This is a genomic window from Psychrobacter sp. H8-1, assembly GCF_904846575.1.
GTDB classification, from domain to species: domain Bacteria; phylum Pseudomonadota; class Gammaproteobacteria; order Pseudomonadales; family Moraxellaceae; genus Psychrobacter; species Psychrobacter fulvigenes.
The window spans coordinates 1,455,866-1,477,208 of sequence record NZ_CAJHBG010000001.1 but is presented as its reverse complement, the minus strand read 5'-3'; the positions used below and the strand labels follow the sequence as shown (position 1 = coordinate 1,477,208).

Below are 21,343 nucleotides of genomic sequence, written 5' to 3'. Positions count from 1 at the left end.
TCTACATAATGACCCAATCAAAGCCAAAATTCGCCCCACAAATCTCCGTATCCGCCACCTATATGCGCGGCGGCACGTCAAAAGGCACCTTCTTTAAGTTATCTGACCTACCAGAGCGTTGCCAAGTACCAGGGGATGCGCGTGATAATTTCTTATTACGTGTCATCGGCAGCCCAGATCCTTATGGCAAGCAAATCGATGGCTTAGGCAACGGTAGCTCTAGCACCTCAAAGACAGTGATTTTGTCTGGAGCGAAACAACCAGACCATGATGTAAACTATCTGTTTGGACAGGTCAATATTGCAAAACCCATGATCGATTGGGCAGGTAATTGTGGTAATTTAACTGCTGCGGTAGGCGCTTGTGCGATTAATATGGGCTTAGTTGACGCGGATAAAATTGCTAGTAGCATTGATAAAGACGCGGAAAGCGGTATTTGCGAAGTGCGTATTTGGCAAGAGAATATCAGCAAAACCATTATCGCCCATGTGCCTGTTCACTTAGATGCGAATGGCAAGGTACAAGTCCAAGAAACGGGTGACTTTGAGTTAGATGGTGTCACCTTCCCTGCTGCTGAAGTGAAAATCGAGTTTATCGATCCGGTTGATTCCTCTAGTGATATGTTCCCGACCAACAATCTAGTCGATGATTTTGATGTCTCTGGTTGTGGTTTAAATACCGATAGCGTTAATGCGACCTTTATCAGCGCAGGTATCCCAACTATTTTTATGAAGGCAGAAGACTTAGGGTTTACAGGCACTGAGTTGCAAGGCGATATTAACAGTGATAGCGAAACCTTAGACAAGCTTGAAAAAATTCGCGCCCGTGGAGGCGTTGCAATGGGCTTATTCAAAGATGTTTCTGAGGCGCAGGCAAGTCAGCATATACCCAAAATCGCTTGGGTCGGCGCTGCACAAAGTTATAGCGCTTCTAGCGGTAAAGAAGTTAATTCAGCAGACATTGATTTAGTCGTACGCGCTATGAGTATGGGACAACTGCATCATGCGATGATGGGTACAGCAGCAGTTGCTATTGCCGCTGCAGCGACTACTCAAGGAACGCTCGTTAACCAAGCAGCGAGCGCTGGCCAATCTGAAAAACAGTTAGGTGAAGTGCGATTCGGTCATCCATCAGGTACGTTGCTCGTCGGTGGTAAGACCGAACAAGTCGATGGACGCTGGCAAGCCAAAAAAGTTTCCATGAGCCGCTCAGCGCGTCGTATTATGGTTGGTGAAGTTTTTGTACCAAATGATAGTTTCTAATCTTTTAATATATTCCTATACGATGAAAGATACAAAGCACTTATTCTTATGAGATAAGTGCTTTTTTATAGTATTAGCTTTATAAAATCGCTCAAAATGAATGCTGAAAACCCAAGGCTTTTATAATGCATCTTAAATTCAATAACATAGCTTCATCTAATCTACTTTAAAATTTAAAAATAGAGAAATAATAACAATGTTTGACACCTCTTTATCTGATAGCGCCTTTGATGAGCAGCATCTTTGGCACCCTTACACCAGCTTACCGCCAACGTATCCAAACTTAATCATTGAACGTGCAGAGGGCGTGTACTTGCACACCCAATCAGGCGAAACACTGATAGATGGCATGTCATCTTGGTGGGCAGCAGTTCATGGTTATAACCACTCTGCATTAAATGATGCGGTGAAAAATCAGCTCGATAATATGGCACATGTTATGTTTGGCGGTCTAACGCATAAGCCCGCTATTGAGCTAGGAAAAACCTTGTTGTCTATCGTTCCTAAAGGTCTAGATGCTATTTTTTATGCTGATAGCGGCAGTATCGCGGTCGAAGTTGCCTTAAAAATGGCATTACAGTATCAGTTGGGCTGTCATCATAAAAATCGTAAGCAAATAGCCACCACGCGTTCAGGCTATTATGGTGATACTTGGCATGCCATGAGCATATGCGATCCTGAAGCAGGTATGCACTCCATCTATGGCAAGCAGTTGCCTATTCAGTTATTTGTTGATGCTCCCACCGATGGATTCGATAAGCCAATGTCAGCCAGTAGCCGACAAGAGCTGGAGGCGTTTTTTGCAGCAAACCATACTAAAATGGCTGCGTTTATCATCGAACCTATTGTGCAGGGCGCTGGTGGTATGCGCTTTTATAATCCAGAGTATTTGCAACTGCTTCGTAAGCTGTGTGATGAGTATCAGGTACTGCTCATTGCAGATGAGATTGCCACAGGCTTTGGGCGTACGGGTGCTATGTTCGCCTGTGAGCATGCAAATATCGTCCCAGATATTATGACAATGGGTAAGGCATTGACCGGTGGTTATATGACATTTGCCGCTACTTTGTGTACACGCCATGTCGCAGATACGATTGCCAGTAGTGACAATCCTGCGCTTATGCATGGGCCCACATTCATGGGTAATCCGCTTGCTTGTGCTGTAGCAAACACATCATTACAGTTAATGATTGAGGGTGACTACCCTGAACGTGCACATCACATTCAGGTGCTATTAGAAAAGCAGTTATTTGCATTAAACACTCAAACGGCTGTCAAAGAAGTACGCTGCTTAGGAGCGATTGGGGTCATTGAACTATTTGACAGTTTAGATATGCCTCGTTTTCAACAGTTGCTGATTAAACATAAGGTTTGGGTCAGACCTTTTGGAAGGCTGGTCTACATCATGCCACCAATCATCATGACCGACGAGGAGGTAACGTTGCTGTGTGAGCGTTTAAGTGCTGTTCTGACTGAATATTTGGAGGCCTTGTTATGAGTGTGCTGTTCGTCACCGGCATTGACACCGATATTGGTAAAACCTATGCAACTGGCTATTTGGCCCAGATGCTGTTAAAAAATGCACCTGATAATCCCAATGCTGTCATCACCCAAAAACTGATACAAACAGGATGCACAGGAATTGCAGAAGATTTATTAACGCATCGAGAGATGATGGGGTTGCCGCTACAGGATGTTGATAGCAACCAGATAACTTGCCCATTTGTATTTGATGTCCCTGCATCACCGCATTTGGCCTCACGGCTTGAAAACCGTGTGATTGATATTGATATAATCACCAAATCGACGCAAACACTGCTTCAAACCTATGACACCGTACTGCTAGAGGGTGCCGGCGGTTTGATGGTGCCTATTACCGAAAACTTACTCATTATTGACTACATTGCCGCGCAGAGCTATCCCGTTATATTGGTCACCTCGGGCAGACTGGGAAGTATCAATCACACGTTGCTTAGCTTGGATGCCTTGAAACAGCGTAATATCCCGCTACACACTTTGGTTTACAATCACTGGCAAGGATCTGATTCTGATACAGAAAATGACCATCCTTTGTGTGACAATCAGACGGATGGTAATCAAGCGTCAGTAGATAATCAAATTGCCAATGACACTCGATTGTTCTTACAACAGCACATAGCCAATCATTATCCAAAAGCAAAATGGCTCGATCTACCCAACTTTAAAGCAATCTAAAAATTAGCAGTGATTAACGACAAGCTTTATACATACTTGCTCTGTTGAGTACGCTCTAACGTGGTTAAAATAGTGTTTTTGAGAATTTATCAACGATAAGTATACTATTATGGCCTCATCTCCAAAACGTGTCCCTTTAGATAATAAGCCTCCCACTAAGAAAACAGAACGGGGGGCTTTGTTGTGGTCTATTTTAAAAAGACTTGGAGAGTTTGCCAGACCCTATCGCGGACTATTTATATTAACCCTTATACTGACGGTTCTTGGGTCGTTTACCGCTCAGGTTAACGCCTTTGTACTGCAATATACCATTGATACCTTAACCAACCTTGTTGACTTGCCTGATCCGTGGGAAGAAGGTTTAAATTTACTGATACTCATTAGTACGGTTTTATTGGTAAAAGAGGTGCTAAATGTCTTCATCACCTTTGGTCAGCGCTATTTTGGTGAGCGTATCCGTATTAACTTGTCGCGTGATCTCTCACAAAAAGTAGTCGATCGCATTTTGTCTTACAAGATGGCGTTTTATACCAGTGATGAAAACGCCAGTGGTAAGCTACAAACCCGTATTGATTTGGGTGTTAGCAGTCTGACGCAACTGGTGCAAAATTTCTTTATTGACATGCTGCCGCTGTTTGCCAGTGCCATCGTGTCATTAATCATTATGTTTAATGCCAACTTTTGGGTCGGTATGGTCGGGCTAATCATCGTACCGATTTATTTCTTTGTTAGTCAAAAACAGGCGAATCGTTTACAAGGGTTTCGCAAACAAATGCGCCAATACCGTGAGACCAAAAGCGGATTGGTCATTTCAATTATCGACTCTATTACTGTCATTAAATCCTTTGTGCGTGAGCCGATTGAGTCTGATAAGCACTGGGAAATTCAGAAGGACATGACGGCCAATCAGCTGCGTATTCGCAGTATCGCCTTTATGTATAATGCTGGTAAGAGCTTTATTGAGCAAATCGGCGTCGTGGTAATTATTATTCTAACCGCTTATTTCGTGCTTAATGGGCAGATGACCATTGGTGCGATTATGTTTCATATCTTACTGTTTCAAAACGTCGCCGCCCCTATTCGTGAATTGCACCGTATCTATGACCAAATCAATAATGCCCTGACCTATGCCGAAGGCTTCTTTGATATCTTGGATGATGATCAGGCGATTGAGAGCGAAGGTAAAGTTGAATGCACCGACTTAAAGGGTCACATTGAGCTAAAAGATGTTAATTTCTCCTATCCTAACGGTAAGCAGGCGCTCAAGGATGTGAGTTTTAATATTTATCCCAATCGCATTACGGCTTTGGTTGGATTAAGTGGTGCAGGTAAGAGCACTATTATCAATCTATTGGTGAAGTTTTATGATCCAAGCAGCGGCACTATTTGCTTAGATGGTCGTGATTTAGAAGAGTACAGTACCCAGAGCTTACGTGAGCAAATCGGCTTGGTACTACAAAAAAACCATATTTTTTCGGGTACTATCGCTGACAATATTCGTTATGGTGCCATGGATGCCACTGATGAGGAGATTGTTGACGCGGCGAAACAAGCCTCTATTCACGAGCAAATAATAGGCATGCCTGAAGGCTACGAAAGTGAAGCCAAACTACTCTCTGGCGGTCAGCAGCAGCGTATTGCGCTGGCACGTATGTTCTTAAAAGATCCACCGATTGTGTTTTTGGATGAGCCAACGGCCAGCCTTGATGCCATTGCTACGCAGCAGATTAAGCAGAGCTTAGATTTAATAAAAAAAGACCGTACCGTAATTATCGTCTCACACAATATCTCACAAATTATCGATGCCGACGACTTGATAGTTATTGAAGATGGACAGGTTATGGAGACAGGAACACATGAAGAGCTGTATGCCAATCATGGTAAGTACTATGAGATATTTAATGCTATGTCTGATAGTTTGAACTTGGATAAAATCAGCCAGACTATCAATGGTTGATCTAAGAGTCTTAGCATTATAAAGCGCTTCTCATGAGGACACGCCCTCCTCATAAACTCATGATTTATAAAATAAATAACTATGATTAGTGGTTGCTAATTGTCATCATCGGAGTAGAATGCCCATTATTCATACTAACAACGAGACACAAATGATTGATTTTTCAGCAGTTGGCTTTTCATTACCGACTACAATACCCACACTTTCAGCACCTGCCTTGAGACTTCAAAAAAAAGCTCTAGAAATGTACTTGGCTATTCCACAAGTAATGGCCACTCGTATCTGGAAGATTGCTACCACGCCTATGGATTCTAGTGCGCAGCAAGAAGAGATATACACCATGGTAGCTGAGAAAGAAAAAGCATTTATTGAGTCTATAGGCGATATCAACTCGCAAATCATAGCGTCGCAAATTGCCTTGGGCAAACAATGGATGAGTGATTGGCAGCGTCTTATATTAGGTAATTACAACGCCTTTAATGACTATGGCGTGCACATTGATGTAGAGGCCACCAAGATTATGGACAAAGGCATTAGCCCTTATGCCAAAACGGTAGAAGCCAATAAAATGCGTTTGGTCAATTAACACCATTTTAATCACACCTGCCATTTTATTACCATCAAATGGTAGTGGTATCAGTATCAAGGGATTAAGAAAGACAGCTTTCTTAATCCCTTTTTTCTTTAATATCCTTTTTTCTTTAATAAGTAGACAACTGTTATAATGACAGAAACTCATATTAAACCCGTTTAAGGCATAAAGAAACCCTCACTATGAATTGTGAATTTTCAATAAAAACCTTTGATGAGCTAACCTCAGTTGACCTCTACCATATTCTCAAAGCCCGCTCGCAAGTATTCGTTGTGGAGCAGAACTGTGCTTATCAAGACATGGATGAGGTGGATTTTGATTGTTTGCACCTAATCGCTCATCAAAATCAAGCACTGGTTGGCTATTGCCGCATCATCGGACCTGAATTCAATCCTAAGAAATCTTTAGAGCATCCATCATACTCAATGCCTGCCATTGGTAGAGTGTTGGTGTTAAGTGATTATCGAGGTCATGGCTTGGCGCGACAGCTAATGACGCACGCTATCAAACACTGCCGCAAAAAATACGGCAAAAAACCCATCATTATCTCAGCACAGACCTACTTGCTTAGTTTCTATCAATCACTGGGGTTTATCCTTGAAGGGGATTATTATCTTGAAGACAACATCGAACATGTCGTCATGGTGTTACCAATACTTAAAAAAGTCAAAGTAAAGAAGCCAAGAGCCGTCAGCGCAGAAGGGTCAGGATTTGTGACTAAGCTGTTGAGCTTTTTGTTGTTGGTACTAGGGCTTATGTTTATCGCAGGTTTGGTTTATTTAATGACTTAAGCAACTGCTTAGAGTTTACTGAGTACTTAAATCAGTCCCTAAAATCAAGCACTCAAAAAACACTCCTTTAAAAAAACGTATTTATCATCACATAAAGTACCAAGTCTTCTTACACTAAGTCACTGTTGTTCCATATTGAGTATGTTACTTTTGAATCATGACGATCAATAATTGTCAAAAAAGTAGCGAACTCAAGGAAGAGGTAATGACTATGTCCAATGTAGAAAGCAATGTCCGTCCAGAATATGACGATGAGATTCAAAAAATCGCCGATTACGTGCTCAATTACTCCATTGATAACGACTCTCCAAATAGCGCTGATGCCTGGAACACCGCGCGCTACTGCTTAATGGATACATTGGGCTGCGGTTTACTTGCCCTGCGCTTCCCTGAATGCACCAAGCATCTAGGGCCTGATTGCGCTGATCAGATAACGCCTAATGGCGCACGCGTTCCTGGTACTTCCCATAGGCTAGACCCTATCAAAGCCGCTTTTGATATTGGTTGTATGGTGCGCTGGCTTGACTATAACGATACGTGGCTTGCTGCCGAATGGGGACACCCCTCAGACAACTTGGGCGGTATTTTGGCAGTGGCGGATTATATCAGTCAGAAAAACGTCAGCCAAGGTCGTGCAGCGCTCACTATGAGAGACGTGCTTGAGGCCATGATCATGGCGCATGAGATTCAAGGTGTGATGGCACTTGAGAACTCATTCAACCGCGTTGGGCTAGACCACGTGCTGTTAGTTAAGCTGGCCTCAACCGCTGTCGTCGCAAAGCTATATGAATTACCACGCGAGCGCATCATGGCGGCTATCTCACAAGCCTTTGTCGATGGTCAAGCGTTACGCACCTATCGTCATGCGCCCAATGCTGGTAGCCGTAAATCATGGGCGGCAGGTGACGCAACCAGCCGTGCTGTACGTTTGGTCGATATTACCCGTCGCGGTGAGATGGGAGTGCCTGGTGCATTAACCGCCCCGCAGTGGGGGTTTTATGATGTCTTGTTTAGTCATACCAATAAAGATCTGGCACTCAAACCTGAAAGCGAGCGCCGCTTTACTTTCCAGCGTGACTTTGGCAGTTATGTAATGGAAAACATCTTGTTTAAGATTAGCTTCCCCGCTGAGTTTCACGCCCAAACTGCCTGTGAAGCGGCGGTGATATTGCATCCACGTATCGAAGATAGAATCGATGATATCGAAAAAATCGTCCTGACCACCCATGAATCAGCGATTCGTATCATCTCCAAAGAAGGAGCGCTTAATAATCCTGCTGACCGTGATCACTGCCTGCAATATATGGTTGCTGTACCACTGTTGACTGGGGATCTAATGGCAGAGCACTACGAAGATGACTATCATGAACAGCATCCACGTATCGATGTGCTGCGACGCAAAATGGTCGTAGTAGAGGACGAAGATTACTCAAAAGACTATCATGATCCAAGCAAACGCTCTATCGCCAACGCCATCCAAATCTTCTTTAAAGATGGCAGCAGCACTGACAAAGTCGCCGTTGAATACCCCCTTGGCCACAAACGCCGCCGCGAAGCAGGCATTCCTATCTTAGAAGCAAAGTTTATGGCTAGCCTTGCCACCCGCTTTGTCGAGAGTCGTTGTGACGAGATCGTTGAGCTGTGCGCTGATCAAGCCCGACTGGAACAGACGCCAGTGCATGAGTTTATGGACTTGTTTGTTATTAATTAGCCGGTGAATAACTGGGTTTTATGCATTAAATGTCTATAAATTAAAAGGGTGTGTTATGGATTTAATCTACAACACACCCTTTTTGATTTTTCCAAGCTCTAATTTACCACGGGATTGACTCCCCTGCCCAATCGACAAAACTGCCTGACTCATCAGCACTCATACCTGATAGTACTTCCAGTAGGCATTCTGCGCTGTAGGCTGGCGAGAACAACTGCCCATCCGCGACATTACCTTGAAACGGTGCCGACAGCTGCGTATTGACCGTACCTGGTTGCATTACCACTATGCACACGTCTTTGAGTGAGCGCGCCCATTCTATACTGAGGTTTTTCATACCCATATTCAGCGCCGCCTTACTCATTCGATAGCTATACCAGCCGCCCAATTGATTGTCACTGATACTGCCCACACGAGCTGATATGGTCGCAAAAATCGCAGGTTTGTCAGCACTGCGCTCTGCTTTTGCGAGCAGTGGTCTGATGTGCTTGGCTATAAGCAACCCTGTTAATGCATTGATTTGCATGTTTTGTAAAAAGAAACCCGTTTCCACCTGCCGAAGTGCCTTCTCTGGCTGGGCAGATTCAGTATGCAGTAGCCCAACGCAGTTAATGACCCAGTCAAGATGGGTACTTTGCTGCTTAATATCGTCGGCAGCTTGCTTGATGCTGCTCTCATCGCTGACATCCATTTGCAGCCAATACAGATTATCCGCCTCAAAATCAGGCACGCTTCTATGGTAAGTGGCAAATACTTGAATGCGATTGTTGTCATCTTGCTCATTAGCCGTCGCTGTTACCAGCTGCTGAACCATAGCCTGACCAATACCGCCCGTACCGCCGATGATGAGATAGGTTTTATTGTCCATATGGCACCTTCCTTTTCAGTTTTATTCCTTTTATGTATCATTTTAATATAAACGCTATTGTTAGCTTTAACATAGCATACTGTATGGCAGATAATTAGAGACAATTTATTACTAGCTGAGAAGTTGCCAAGGTATAACTATTGTTTGTTTTTGTGAAAAATACGCATAGATTAAGTATGAACAATCCTAAATAATACCAATGCCAAATGCGCTACAATACATCTGAATGACTAGGGCATGTCTTCAATTGGATAAGCCCTAAATAATAGTTACAATACCGCATCTATTGAGTCGATGCGAGAAATACAAGTTATGGCAAGAAAAGCATTAACAGATACGCTTTGGGATCAATTGCAATCGACGATGATAAAGTACGGCTGCTATCAAACTCAAAACAGCCGAGAGATCATGGAAGCCATACTATGGAAGCTACGCACAGGCGCTCCTTGGCGTGACATACCTGAAGAATTATGCTCGTGGAAAACAGCCTATAGTCGTTTCAACCGCTGGTCGAAAACTGGCTTATGGGCGGATTTTTTTTTAGCTTACGAAAAGAAATTGATACGGAATGGGTATTCACAGACGGAAGCTATGTTCGCTGTCATCAGCATGCAAGTGGAGCTCGGCTTGGTGAAGAGCGAGCAATTGGACGAAGCCGTGGCGGCGCAACTACAAAGATACACCTATCCTGTGATGCCGATGGATATCCGCTCAATTTTAAAATCACTGGGGGTGAAGTCCACGACAGTCAAGTTGCAGGTGAATTGATTGAAATGATTGGACAAGCTGATTACTTTATCGCTGATAAAGGCTATGACTCAGAGTCTATCAGAGACAAAGCTCGAAGCCACAATATGATACCCGTCGTGCCTAAAAGGAAAAATGCCAAACAGCCTAATCCAGAGTTTGATAGCTATTTGTACAAATTGCGTCATCTTGTTGAAAATATGTTTGCAAGGCTTAAGCATTTTCGTAGTATCGCTACTCGCTATGAGAAGTTAGCTCGTAATTTCAAGTCTATGCTCTATCTAGCGTGTACTATCATTCATTGTAAAATGAATTGAAGACACGCCCTAACTACTTGCACGACTTAATACTTGTTTTATTGACACGGACATCACCCCATCATGCTATCACCACAAGACCAATTAACCGAGCTGGTACGTTCGCTTGAGACCCAGCAGCATGTCTTTACGACCGATCCATTGCTGGTGACGGAGAAGATGCAAGCAGAAGAGGGTAAGCCCCTGCAAAAACTACATCGGCGGGCGTCACGTATAGACAGTAATGGCAATCTGGCGCGGGTACTGGGTAAAATCGACGGCCGTATCAAGGGCATCATGGTCATCATGAGTATCGTGTGGTGCGTGTCAGGATTTTTAGGGCTATTTACCTTATTGCAGTCCAATGTCGTTAATTTCTTTTATGTGCTGGTCTGCTTGCTGGGCTTTCATACCATTATGCTTGGCGGCTGGCTAGTCATGACCCTGATCAATCAAGGTCGCCAGTCGCCTAGCTGGTTTGCAAATTTTGTCAGCCCGAGTTATTTGATACGCGGTAAGGACGATGTCACCAAGGCGGCAGTCGACTTATACGAGCGTCAACTGCAGCACAGCGGTATGCGTTGGTATCTCGGCCGTTTTAGTCATCAGCTATGGCTAGCTACCTTGACAGGAATGATGTTTGCCATCATCTTTTTACTGATTGTGCGTCAGTATAGTTTTAGCTGGGAGTCAACACTGCTCTCTGATCAAGCGCTGATTGGCTTGACCAACGTCCTTGGCTGGCTACCAAGCATGGTCGGTTTTGATGTGCCAGACAGTGCTGCCATCGTGCAAAGCCGACTGGTCACAGAGGCTATGCCATTATCTGTGGCACGGCAATGGGCAAGCTTGTTAATCGGCAGTTTACTGATGTACGGTATCGTCCCCCGTGCAATAGCGTGGGCATTTTGCGCGCTGATGTTTCGCCGCAAAAAAATGCGTTTGGATATCAAACTACCCTACTACCAAAAGATTCTGAACTTTTGGCAGCGGCAAGTAGTTGATGCTGATGACTTTAAAGAAGCACCCGCTCCGGTCGCCCCAAAAGCGACTGTGCGTGCGGGCAAGAAGTTAGTTGCTTTACTTGAGTATCCTTCAGAGCAGGATAACTGGTGGCAAGTAGGACTTGACGCCCCTGATAATGACATCGATGACATTGAAAACTTTGGTATCGTTGATGATCGTGATGATATGGATCGTCTGACTACTTATCTAGAGCAGCATCCAGTACAGGTATTATTGGGTATTCATAGCCAAGCACTGCCGGGTCGCGGTACGCTGCGTAAGCTTGATCGTATTGCCAACGCCGCAAAACACGGCCTGATTGTGCAATTGTTAAATAACGAAAGCACTGATACCGATACCATCCCGACACCTACGACAAACGCTAATGATCCAAAAAACCCTCAAGCTGTCCGTTATCAACAATGGCAAACGGCACTAGCCGCACGAAAGATTGGCTTGATAGCTAACAGTTAGCAGTGTTAGTCATCAGCTCAGTTAAGTAAGCAGCCGTTGACTACTGACTGAGCCAGTTATTACTTGATAGCTATATTCACCTTAACTGTGTTTGTTGTAGACTTGGATGGACAATTGAATAATATAGCTATTAAAATCATCTTCTTAACTGTCTTCACGTAGGCTGTGGCTTTAGCCCAGCATTTTGCTTTCGCAAAGGTTTAAGCTGGGCTAAAGCCACAGCCTACGATAACTCACACTAAGTTGAGAGTCAGCTATTAACATTAAAAATAAGATCCTAATATGAACCACGACAATAATAATTCTAATACTCAGCCCAAAGGCCTCTTTGCAGACAAGGCTTATCCTCGAGAGCCTGATGTATCACAGCCTACTGACATTAATAAGCCTATTGATATTAATAAAGAGCAAAAGGTCAATAACTCTATCTATCCTGCGGATGAGTCTCTTTCAGCTAGTAACACGCCGCTGTCAACAATAGCGCCTGAATCATCTCAGCACCCTACAGCCAACAAAACCACAATCGCCAGTGATGAGCCGCTAAAACTGGCCGTCGTTGGTCATACCAATACGGGTAAGACATCGATATTGCGTACCCTACTACGTGATGTCTATTTTGGAGAAGTCAAAGACGAGGCTGCCACGACCCGCCATGTAGAGAGTGCACAGCTGACAGATAACCAAACAGGCGAAGTGTTGGTGACTCTATACGATACACCTGGTTTAGAAGACGCCTCTGGCTTGATGGATTGGTTAGAAGACAATACTGCCAGTCGCCGCGATGGGATTGAGCGTCTGCAGCAGTTTTTGGCGGCAGATGTTGCGCAAGGTGATGCTTTAGATAGCAGCGAGGACTATAGTCAAGAAGCTAAGGTTATTCGTCAGCTGCTGGCAAGTGATATGGCCATTTATGTAGTAGATGCGCGTGAGCCTGTACTCGGTAAGTATAAAGACGAGTTAAGCATTTTATCGTGGGCAGCGATTCCTGTGATGCCAGTGTTTAACTTCACTGATAGCCAAGACGCCAATATTGACGAATGGCAAACCATGCTGGCACGTCGAAACTTGCATATTTCTACCCGTTTTGACTCGGTGGCTTTTGAGTTTGCAGATGAAATGCAACTTTGGCAAAATCTTGCTACGATGCTGACTCATGCGGAAATGCTTGAGCAATTGATGCAGCGCCGTACGGAGAATTGGGCACGTCTTTATGAAGAGGCAAATATCATCATCGCTGATTTTTTATTAAATGTCGCAGCCTTTGTGCATGAGATTAACGAAGACGATGACCCACTACCAGTGTTGCAGCAAATGCAAGAAGCCGTACGCCAGAGCGAGCGTAGCATGCAGCATAAGCTATTAAATCTTTATAAGTTTTATGATAATGCGGTAGCAGCGACTCCGCTTGAGTTGCAAGCTTACCAACAAGACCCCTTTGATCCTGAATTGCTCAAAAGCTATGGTATTCGTACCACTTCAGGTGCAGCAGCTGGCGCGTTACTAGGTTTGGGTATTGATGCGGCCGCATTAGGTACTACATTAGGATTGGGTGCAGCATTGGGCGGTATCGCAGGTGGACTGTTATCTAATACTGGTAGTATTGCCGATAAGATAATTGGCGTAAAGCGTTTGTATATCGACCCCGCCACCCTAACCTTGCTTGCGACCCGAGCTATGGACTTACTGGTAGCCTTGCGCCATCGTGGTCATGCTGCCACTGATGCCACGCAGCTGCTATATGCCAAAGAGCAGTATGCTAAAGAAAAAATAACAACGGATAACAGTGAGCTTGTTGATGATGAGAGCAACCCGATTACCCCTTGGCCGACACATAAGTTGCCAAGCGAGCTAAAAAAGGCTCGCGGCAAGCCGCAATGGTCATCGCTCAGTAGTGGCAAGTCAGAACAAGCCGAAAGTTTACGAATTGACGCTGCGTGGTCGCTTTCAGCTAAGTTACAGTCGCATAATCTTGATCGTGAATGATTGGTTTTTCTTAATTTTTTATTGTATTCGGTATAGTCTATACGAAAGTCTATATTAAGTTGAACTAGGCTTACGGTCAGACTTAGCTTAATAACGTACTCAAAGCTTCAGTTCCGCGCACGTCTGTCTGCTGTAAATAGATTGGATATACTGGATAATCTGCAAAGCTGCTTTCAATCTCATTCATGAGCTGCTGCTGCCTATCGGCACGTTTGCGCCAAAACTCATCCGTCTGCATAGGCGTTATCAGTTGATTGACGACAATTGCTGCTGGCGTGAGCGTGGTCTCTTCTAACTGCTGTATGGCACGTTTGGTTTCGGCCAAAGGCAACACATCGGCAGTCATCACCAATACAATGGCTGTTTTCTCACGATCATGTAGCAGTGCTCCTGCCTGACGAAACAGTTGCTTGCGTTTCTCTAGTACCGATACTGCCTGTTCCCAGCGATCTGGTTTGTGTTTGGTGAAAGGATTACTAACATCAACCTTTTTCTCAGTATCTAGACTGCTTGCTACCGAGCGCAGTTTAGCCTGCCGCCTTTGTTGTGCCAATAGCCCATCTGTCCACGCTCCCATCATCTCTGGTAATACCAATAAACGTAAGGTATGTCCAGTCGGCGCCGTATCAAAAACAATGTGCTCATAGCCGGCATCTGCTGCCGCTACCAAGTGCTGACACATGGACTCGAGCATGGCGGCTTCTTGTGCCCCTGGTGCAGATTTTGATAGACGCAAATGTTCGCGAATCTTGGGCATCATATCAGGATTGGCGTAGCCTTTGATGGTACGCTCAACTTGCTTGAAATGTGCGTCAACGATGACATCAGGATTGAGCTCAAGCGCATCAAGGTAAGGGGTAATTGCCGTTTTTTCATTACTTAGTGACATATTAAGTACATCACCTAAGCTATGCGCGGGATCAGTTGAGACAATCAGAGTCTTTTTTTGCTGCGCGGCATAGCGGCTGGCAAGTGCTGCCGCTGTCGTTGTTTTGCCCACGCCACCCTTACCACCGACAAATATAATCGGTTGAGTCGCCAACTGTGTGACCAATGCATTTAAAGGTTGTAAAGCCATGATGTTTTCTCGTTTTTTCGATTTATATATTCTTAATATAACCAATAGCCTACACTAATTAGCAGCAGCCAATATGATCAAAGGGACATTTCTCCATCCCCATACGTGTATGCCATTCATGAAAGTTTTCCAAAAACAGCGGTTGCAGCTCCAGGGTATAAAAACTGGCGGGATTATCAATGCCGAGGCTCTCTGCAAACATCATGAGCATAAAGAGATCTTCTTCATCACGTGCTGCCCGCGCCATCGTTTGTCGATATGGGGCATGATAAAACTCATTAAGCCCTGCAAGGAACCTTTGCCATAAGGGCTGGTCGTTTTTTTTAATATCGTCCATAGTTCTGCCTTAATCTTAAGAACTTATTTAGATATTACCATTAAGTGGCGGGTTACGCTGCGCTAACCACACCCTACACGATCTCAAAACATAAAAACGCCAGCAATTGCTGCTAGCGTTTTTTTCTCTAATACTATTTTGAAGACTACTGTCGTCATGAACAACTATACGTACACATCACGCTTTATCTTTGCCTTTATGTGATGACCACTCACGGCGTAAGACAGAGAAACTCTCAAAAGTCACTAAGATTGTGGCAATCAAGATGATGAGATCCATGATGATAAGCAACCAGTTACCATCTACGTAGAAGGTTTTTAACTGAATCAGCAAGGCAAAGATGGTCATCATTAATAAGAACGACAGTGGCGCTAAGGTATACCAAACCGTCTTGCCGTTACGCAGTAAGATAACTGTCACGATCATCAGCGTGAGCGCCGCCATTAGCTGGTTGGTCGTACCGAATAGTGGCCAGATAATCATACCGCCTGAGCCATCAATACCGCCGGCACCGAATGCTAATAGCAAACAAGTTCCCACGGCTAACAAAGTGGCAACCACACCTTTGGTCAATATTGGCAAGTTATAGAACTCTCCAAACTCTTGGAAAATATAACGTTGCAAACGCACGCCTGTATCCATTGTCGTACCAGCAAACAAAGCCGCCATGACGGTGAGCATGGTCTGGGATAATACCATTTCTATACCAATGCCTGCGTTCAAGATAGCAGCACCGCCATCAATAAAGGCACCGATAGAGCCGTCACCAAACTTTTGATAGACTGCTTGCCAATCCCCAAGAGTAGCAAATCCTGCAGTGGCAGCCAAAATAGCCCCTAGCGCCAACATCCCTTCACCAAGCGCTCCGAAATATCCAACAAACCGCGCATCTTCTTCTTTGTCAATTTGCTTGGACGTTGTACCCGTTGCCACCAGACCGTGGAAACCTGAGATAGCCCCGCAAGCAATGGTGACAAAGAGCAGCGGCATGATTGATGGTGTACCTATCGGCAAATCAGTATTAATGGCTGGCGCGACAATATCGGGCGTAGAGATAAAGATGGCAGCATACAGTAGAATCAAACCAACGAATAACTGCAGTCCATTGATATAGTCACGTGGTTGCAATAGCATCCATACTGGTAGTAGCGATGCAATTGCAGCATAGGTGAATAGAATGATGATCCAAATAGCGTTGTCTGGTAAACCAAAAAGAGTCTCAGGTAACACGACTGGGAACATAGGCCCAAGATAAATCAATCCGTATAATGCCGTTACCCCAATGACAGAAACCCATACTAGGCTCATATTATAGCGATAAATACATTGACCAATGATAAAGGCAACAATCAACGCACCCCATACTGGCAGTACCGCTGATGGGGTTTTAATCAGCATATTGGCGATGGCGACACCGAATACAGCGTTGACCATGAGTAATAATAAAAATATAACCACCATCATGAGGCTGCGGACGCGGGTACCCATCACTGTGCCCGCAATAGAGCCAATGGATTGACCACGATTACGCATACTTGCCCAAATGGCTGACATATCATGGACCCCTGCCATGAATATCGTACCAAAGACTACCCAGAGTACCGCTGGTACCCACCCCCAAATAACAGCAATGGCTGGACCGATAATGGGAGCCGCACCAGCGACAGAGGTAAAGTGATGCCCCCAGAGGACATATTTATTGGTGGGTATATAGTCCACACCGTCTTTCATGGTATGGGCTGGTGTGGGGCGACTATTATCTAATGCCAAAATCTTAGTCGCAATGAACTTCGAGTAAAAAAAGTAGCCGCAGAGCATAGCGGCAATCCCAAGTAATAATACAATGGCACTATTCATCTTATCTCTCCTTAGACAAGTGGCGACGGACAATCCATCTCATTTTATACTTTTAGTTAATTTTAACCTCGAGTCAATTGTAGCTTATCTCTTATAATATGTAACCTTTATTACCTATAAAGAATGAATGCTGTAACAAAGCCATCGCTATAAAAAATACAAGCTTAGAATCTGCTGAACATTCAAATATTGGGCTTATATCTTTTTGATACAAAACACAACCCCCTAAGCACTTAAGTAAGGCTACGTTTTAACATTTTTTGTGGTGACTATTTGGTTATAATAAGGCCACATCTAACACGTCACCATTAACACGTGCTCGTAACTTGAATACTAAACCACAGTTAATAGATTTTAATGAATTAAAGGGCTGGCATGACATACTATTTTGGATTTATACCCTCAGACAAATTAAACCAGATGATTGATGAAGCTGAGCATGTCATCACATCAAATGCACAAACGGAGTATTATCCGTATCGTAACGAGCTTACCCAACAAATTGCTCGCGAACTGATTGATAATTTACTTGTCGGCCTGATTGACGTCATTCCAAACTCTGAACGTCAAGCCGCTATGAAAAAAATTGTCGGTACCATAGAGCGCACTACAGAAACGCTGTTAAATGTACTACTTGGTAAAGACGAAAACGAAGATATTCTACCCAGTTTTAATTTTTTGAAAGATCAGACAATGTTTATAGATAATGATGGCATACGCCGCGTAGGCTATGAGTTGTCTGAGGAGTCAGCACAGACTATTATCAAAGGCTTTGAAGCTGTCAAACTTGAAGTGGTCGATAAGCCTGCTTTTGAAAAGGCACTGGAAACCATCAACGAAGACTCTCTTACCCACTTTCTTACCCGATTCACTGAAACTCTAAAACTGGGTATGATCAAACGTAAATCGATTCCAGTAGCAAAAGCCGCTATTGATAAAGGATTGAGTATGGCGCTGAACAAGCTACTGCCGCAGCTACCCGATGCTGGGCTCAAGCGTTTGGCACGTTTTTATCAGCCATTTTTTGTTGAGATAGCAGACGAATCAACCAACTAATTACCCAGTCTCTCTCTGTAGTAATTTACTTTGCTTAAAGAGCAGTTGGTATTGGGCAAATTCACTAAAATTTGCTAAAATAAGCGGTTTTCACCGAAGGCGCAATTCATGACTCAAATCAGTAATCAAGAGATAGAAAAAACCCTGCGTAATTCAGAGTGTCTTATCAGTAGCATTGAAGTTGCCGCTGCTTATGAACGTCTTGCTGCGCAGCTAAACCTTCATTATGCCGGTCTCAATCCTATTGTGATGGTGGTTATGAATGGTGGCCTTATCCCAGCTGGTCAATTACTGACTCACCTGACTTTCTATCATCGTATGCATTACATTCATGCCTCACGCTATCGTGACAACGAAGGCACCAACGAGCTTGATTGGAAGTTTAAGCCAGATGTTAGTATCGAGGGCGAACACGTCTTATTAATTGATGATATTTTTGACGAAGGCATCACTCTCAAAGCCATCGTAGAAGAGTTGGGTAAAGAAAAACCTTTGTCTATCGAGTGCTGCGTCTTACTCAACAAAGAACACGACCGTAAAGTAGCTGACTTCGATGTTGATTTTGTGGGTATCAATGTTGATGATCGTTATGTTTATGGCTGTGGTATGGATTTCCATGGTTACTTGCGTCACTTGCCAGGTATCTACGCTATCAAGGAAGACAAGATTTAGTCAGTCTTCAGTTTGAGCAATAAAAAAGCACCCAATTGGGTGCTTTTTTATTGCCTAAATAGAGGGAGCAGCAACTAAAACTGTAATGCCAAACCTGTATGGCGCTCAGTAGGTGTTTGGACGGCCTTCTCTAGTGCATGTTTTGTACTATATATGGTTACCTGTTTTTTGGCGCGTGTCACTGCGGTATAAATGAGTTCCTTGCTCAGTAGCCTTGCATGACTATTATCAAAAGTAATGGCCACATGCTCAAACTCAGAACCTTGTGATTTGTGAATGGTCATCGCATAGGCGGTGGCAATCACCTCTTCATTAAGCAGATTGACGGCTATCCCCTGCTTCTTATTTTCAAAAAACACTTCGAGTCGACTGCGCTCATCACCAGTTTGCAAACAAAAACCAATATCGCCATTAAATAATCCTAGCTCATAGTTGTTTTGAAGGACCATAACGGGACGACCATGAAACCATGTGTTTTGACCCAGTGGTAGCTTAAGCTTAGTCAGATGCCATTGAGTAAAGTAATTATTAATATAATGGTCGCCCCACTCGCCATTGTGGCTGGCAGTTAACATCCTGAACTGATTAAAGGTTTCCATTAATGAAGCAATGGTATTTTTAACTGATTCTGGTACGGATTTTTCGATCGGATTCTTTAGTAATTTTTTAATTTCTTTTATATATGAATGGTAATTTGAAGTGAGGTTTGAGATATTTTTATTTTTGCTTAGGCTATTTTTTATTTTATTATCTAGAGAGGCTTCTGCTTGTAAGGCGTTGACGCTATTCACATACTGAAAACTCAGTGCCTTATCATGCTTTAACAGCTGCCAAATAGCTTGAGTATCTGTCTCTGCCTTGTTGATTTGATAAGCAAGCTTGCCAATACCCGAGTCTGCTGTAAATCGGCGGCTCTCTGTGAGTTCTGCATGGATAGGCTCTAACCGCGGAATACGGCACAAGTCAGCCAGTACCGCCCCTGCATCTACAGCTGCCAATTGGTTCGCATCTCCTAATAAGATCAGCCTTGCGCCAGGCTTTACCGCACTCACAAGATAGTTCGCTAGCTCCACCCCTAGCATCGACGCCTCATCGACGATGATAATATCTTCGCCAAGTGGATTGTTAGCATGGTAACGCGGTCTGCCCGTCCGACCAATACCTAATAAGCGATGAATGGTTTTTGCCTCTTGCAACTGTAGTTCAACATCCGCTGCGTCTAACGCCGCCTGCAGAGACTCTTGCATCCGCTGTGCAGCTTTACCAGTTGGTGCTGCTAATGCCAAGCTGGCACTGTCAGTGCTGAACCTAATGCTTTTAGACGCATCTGCCCCACTCTCTGTTGCCTGTTGCAGTGCTATCACTAGCTGAGCAACGGTGTAGGTCTTCCCCGTCCCTGGCCCACCAGTAATAATGCTAAAGGCATTGTTATTAGCGACATTAATTGCCTTTATCTGATGTTCATGAAGGTTTTCGGATATTGCTATCTCTAGCGGTGTTACCTGCTGGTCTAAAATAGTATTGATGCGCGCGGCTAAGTTAAATTCTGCTTGCCAAGCTCTGTGTAACCAAAAAGTGATTGCTGCGTTGTGTTTATCAGCCTCTTTGTTATTGATGAGCTGATAAACGATAGGCTGATTATTTTTGCTTAGGCTATTTTTATTTTCATTATTGTTTGCGTTAGCATTAACGTCAGCGAACAAATTGTGCTTATCGATTAACTTAGAAAAAGACGTTAAGTTGCTATTTTTCAATAACTGGTAGAGTGCCGCTACTGCATCAAACCTTTTAACCAACATCTCTTTTTCATGATTACTGAGTGCCAGCTGCGCCCATAGCTGGTCTTGCTTAGCAAACAAAGTCTCTAGCAATAAAAATATTGATGCCTCAGCCGTAATACCCACCTCTGATTGAACCTCTATTTGAGTATCAATCAAGGCAATAAGCGGCATTGCTAGCGTCTCTAACAGCTGCTGTTGCCAAGCATATAGTGTCACCAGCTCGCCATTGATTTGACCGCTCAGCGGCACCTCATGCTCAGTTTCCTGAATGGTGAGTACAGTATGCCCCTCTTCTAAATGCGTCGCCAACATAGTGAATAAAGCCGTAAATAAGCCACTATCTGGTGTTTTATCTATTTTTGCGCTATCAGTATCAGTATCAGTATCAGTATCAGTATCAGTATCAGTATCAGTATCAGTATCAGTATCAGTATCAGTATCAGTATCAGTATCAGTATCAGTATTAGGCTTGGCATCGGTCACGCTATACGCGAAATGCGTTTGCTGACGGCGCAGCAAAATATAATCACTGATGTTGCTGGCCCAGCTTTCTTGTAAGCTAATAGCAGCGCTGCTCTTATTATTATTCATAGATTATTACTCATGGTCTGTTTTTCTCTATATTTATATGATTAATCGCTATAGTAATTTGTTGTATCAAA

The 21,343-nt window shown here is 43.9% G+C and carries 17 protein-coding genes; 12 read left to right on the top strand and 5 right to left on the bottom strand.

The window, feature by feature from the left end:
* Positions 1-8 precede the first annotated feature (8 nt).
* The 7 genes from prpF (at position 9) to JMY01_RS06080 (ending at position 8,527) form a co-directional block, all read left to right on the top strand.
* Positions 9-1,262 carry a 2-methylaconitate cis-trans isomerase PrpF gene (gene prpF / locus JMY01_RS06110; protein ID WP_201574740.1) on the top strand — a complete coding sequence of 418 codons (1,254 nt, stop codon included), beginning with the start codon at positions 9-11 and terminating at the stop codon, positions 1,260-1,262.
* A 196-nt stretch (positions 1,263-1,458) separates the two neighbouring features.
* Positions 1,459-2,760, top strand: a complete 1,302-nt coding sequence (gene bioA, locus JMY01_RS06105) for an adenosylmethionine--8-amino-7-oxononanoate transaminase (protein ID WP_201574739.1) — start codon at positions 1,459-1,461, stop codon at positions 2,758-2,760.
* Entirely contained in the window at positions 2,757-3,476 is a 720-nt protein-coding gene (gene bioD, locus JMY01_RS06100) for a dethiobiotin synthase (protein WP_201574738.1), read from the top strand. Before bioA ends, bioD begins: the two co-directional genes overlap by 4 nt.
* A 109-nt stretch (positions 3,477-3,585) precedes the next feature.
* A complete protein-coding gene (locus tag JMY01_RS06095) occupies positions 3,586-5,433 on the top strand; it encodes an ABC transporter ATP-binding protein (RefSeq protein ID WP_227677724.1) in 1,848 nt (615 codons plus the stop codon).
* A gap of 151 nt (positions 5,434-5,584) precedes the next feature.
* The gene (locus JMY01_RS06090) at positions 5,585-6,019 is read left to right on the top strand and encodes a hypothetical protein (protein ID WP_201574737.1); all 435 of its coding nucleotides are present in this window, start codon (positions 5,585-5,587) and stop codon (positions 6,017-6,019) included.
* A 188-nt stretch (positions 6,020-6,207) separates the two neighbouring features.
* A complete protein-coding gene (locus JMY01_RS06085) occupies positions 6,208-6,816 on the top strand; it encodes a GNAT family N-acetyltransferase (RefSeq protein ID WP_201574736.1) in 609 nt (202 codons plus the stop codon).
* Positions 6,817-7,021: 205 nt separating this feature from the next.
* On the top strand, positions 7,022-8,527 hold the full coding sequence (locus tag JMY01_RS06080) for a bifunctional 2-methylcitrate dehydratase/aconitate hydratase (protein WP_307781396.1): 1,506 nt from the start codon (positions 7,022-7,024) through the stop codon (positions 8,525-8,527).
* A 103-nt stretch (positions 8,528-8,630) separates the two neighbouring features.
* Here the strand turns inward: JMY01_RS06080 and JMY01_RS06075 are convergent, their stop codons facing one another.
* Positions 8,631-9,395: an SDR family oxidoreductase gene (locus JMY01_RS06075; protein WP_201574735.1), complete on the bottom strand. Its 765-nt coding sequence runs from the start codon at positions 9,393-9,395 to the stop codon at positions 8,631-8,633.
* A 312-nt stretch (positions 9,396-9,707) separates the two neighbouring features.
* Between JMY01_RS06075 and JMY01_RS06070 the strand changes: the two genes are divergently transcribed.
* From JMY01_RS06070 to JMY01_RS06060, 3 genes are all read left to right on the top strand, one after another.
* Positions 9,708-10,459 (top strand): IS5 family transposase gene (locus JMY01_RS06070; protein WP_374220347.1). Its coding sequence is split into 2 segments (ribosomal slippage): positions 9,708-9,936 and positions 9,936-10,459, totalling 753 coding nucleotides; the frame shifts between segments, so codons are not numbered across the junction.
* A gap of 63 nt (positions 10,460-10,522) precedes the next feature.
* Complete coding sequence (locus JMY01_RS06065; protein WP_201574733.1) at positions 10,523-11,917, top strand: DUF2868 domain-containing protein; 1,395 nt, start codon at positions 10,523-10,525, stop codon at positions 11,915-11,917.
* 282 nt (positions 11,918-12,199) lie between these two features.
* Positions 12,200-13,900, top strand: a complete 1,701-nt coding sequence (locus tag JMY01_RS06060) for a DUF3482 domain-containing protein (protein WP_227677720.1) — start codon at positions 12,200-12,202, stop codon at positions 13,898-13,900.
* An 82-nt stretch (positions 13,901-13,982) separates the two neighbouring features.
* Here JMY01_RS06060 and JMY01_RS06055 read toward each other — a convergent pair whose 3' ends face one another.
* The 3 genes from JMY01_RS06055 to JMY01_RS06045 form a co-directional block, all read right to left on the bottom strand.
* Positions 13,983-14,978 carry an ArsA family ATPase gene (locus JMY01_RS06055; protein ID WP_201574732.1) on the bottom strand — a complete coding sequence of 332 codons (996 nt, stop codon included), beginning with the start codon at positions 14,976-14,978 and terminating at the stop codon, positions 13,983-13,985.
* Positions 14,979-15,036: 58 nt separating this feature from the next.
* Positions 15,037-15,315 carry a cory-CC-star protein gene (locus JMY01_RS06050; RefSeq protein WP_201574731.1) on the bottom strand — a complete coding sequence of 93 codons (279 nt, stop codon included), beginning with the start codon at positions 15,313-15,315 and terminating at the stop codon, positions 15,037-15,039.
* Between the two features lie 177 nt (positions 15,316-15,492).
* Complete coding sequence (locus JMY01_RS06045) at positions 15,493-17,172, bottom strand: carbon starvation protein A (protein WP_201574730.1); 1,680 nt, start codon at positions 17,170-17,172, stop codon at positions 15,493-15,495.
* A gap of 375 nt (positions 17,173-17,547) precedes the next feature.
* On the opposite strand from JMY01_RS06045, the gene JMY01_RS06040 reads away from it, so the two are divergent.
* Both JMY01_RS06040 and JMY01_RS06035 read left to right on the top strand, forming a co-directional pair.
* Positions 17,548-18,228 (top strand): hypothetical protein, encoded by a 681-nt coding sequence (locus JMY01_RS06040; RefSeq protein ID WP_201574729.1) that lies wholly within the window; start codon positions 17,548-17,550, stop codon positions 18,226-18,228.
* A 108-nt stretch (positions 18,229-18,336) separates the two neighbouring features.
* The gene (locus JMY01_RS06035; protein ID WP_201574728.1) at positions 18,337-18,900 is read left to right on the top strand and encodes a hypoxanthine-guanine phosphoribosyltransferase; all 564 of its coding nucleotides are present in this window, start codon (positions 18,337-18,339) and stop codon (positions 18,898-18,900) included.
* Positions 18,901-18,974: 74 nt separating this feature from the next.
* Here the strand turns inward: JMY01_RS06035 and recD are convergent, their stop codons facing one another.
* Positions 18,975-21,272 (bottom strand): exodeoxyribonuclease V subunit alpha, encoded by a 2,298-nt coding sequence (gene recD, locus JMY01_RS06030; protein WP_201574727.1) that lies wholly within the window; start codon positions 21,270-21,272, stop codon positions 18,975-18,977.
* Positions 21,273-21,343: the final 71 nt, after the last annotated feature.

Excerpts from the sequence above, each read along its gene's own strand:
- prpF (WP_201574740.1), top strand. The coding sequence starts at position 9 with ATGACCCAATCAAAGCCAAAATTCGCCCCACAAATCTCCGTATCCGCC.
- bioA (WP_201574739.1), top strand. The coding sequence starts at position 1,459 with ATGTTTGACACCTCTTTATCTGATAGCGCCTTTGATGAGCAGCATCTT.
- bioD (WP_201574738.1), top strand. The coding sequence starts at position 2,757 with ATGAGTGTGCTGTTCGTCACCGGCATTGACACCGATATTGGTAAAACC.
- JMY01_RS06095 (WP_227677724.1), top strand. The coding sequence starts at position 3,586 with ATGGCCTCATCTCCAAAACGTGTCCCTTTAGATAATAAGCCTCCCACT.
- JMY01_RS06090 (WP_201574737.1), top strand. The coding sequence starts at position 5,585 with ATGATTGATTTTTCAGCAGTTGGCTTTTCATTACCGACTACAATACCC.
- JMY01_RS06085 (WP_201574736.1), top strand. The coding sequence starts at position 6,208 with ATGAATTGTGAATTTTCAATAAAAACCTTTGATGAGCTAACCTCAGTT.
- JMY01_RS06080 (WP_307781396.1), top strand. The coding sequence starts at position 7,022 with ATGACTATGTCCAATGTAGAAAGCAATGTCCGTCCAGAATATGACGAT.
- JMY01_RS06075 (WP_201574735.1), bottom strand. The coding sequence starts at position 9,395 with ATGGACAATAAAACCTATCTCATCATCGGCGGTACGGGCGGTATTGGT.
- JMY01_RS06065 (WP_201574733.1), top strand. The coding sequence starts at position 10,523 with ATGCTATCACCACAAGACCAATTAACCGAGCTGGTACGTTCGCTTGAG.
- JMY01_RS06060 (WP_227677720.1), top strand. The coding sequence starts at position 12,200 with ATGAACCACGACAATAATAATTCTAATACTCAGCCCAAAGGCCTCTTT.
- JMY01_RS06055 (WP_201574732.1), bottom strand. The coding sequence starts at position 14,978 with ATGGCTTTACAACCTTTAAATGCATTGGTCACACAGTTGGCGACTCAA.
- JMY01_RS06050 (WP_201574731.1), bottom strand. The coding sequence starts at position 15,315 with ATGGACGATATTAAAAAAAACGACCAGCCCTTATGGCAAAGGTTCCTT.
- JMY01_RS06045 (WP_201574730.1), bottom strand. The coding sequence starts at position 17,172 with ATGAATAGTGCCATTGTATTATTACTTGGGATTGCCGCTATGCTCTGC.
- JMY01_RS06040 (WP_201574729.1), top strand. The coding sequence starts at position 17,548 with ATGACATACTATTTTGGATTTATACCCTCAGACAAATTAAACCAGATG.
- JMY01_RS06035 (WP_201574728.1), top strand. The coding sequence starts at position 18,337 with ATGACTCAAATCAGTAATCAAGAGATAGAAAAAACCCTGCGTAATTCA.
- recD (WP_201574727.1), bottom strand. The coding sequence starts at position 21,272 with ATGAATAATAATAAGAGCAGCGCTGCTATTAGCTTACAAGAAAGCTGG.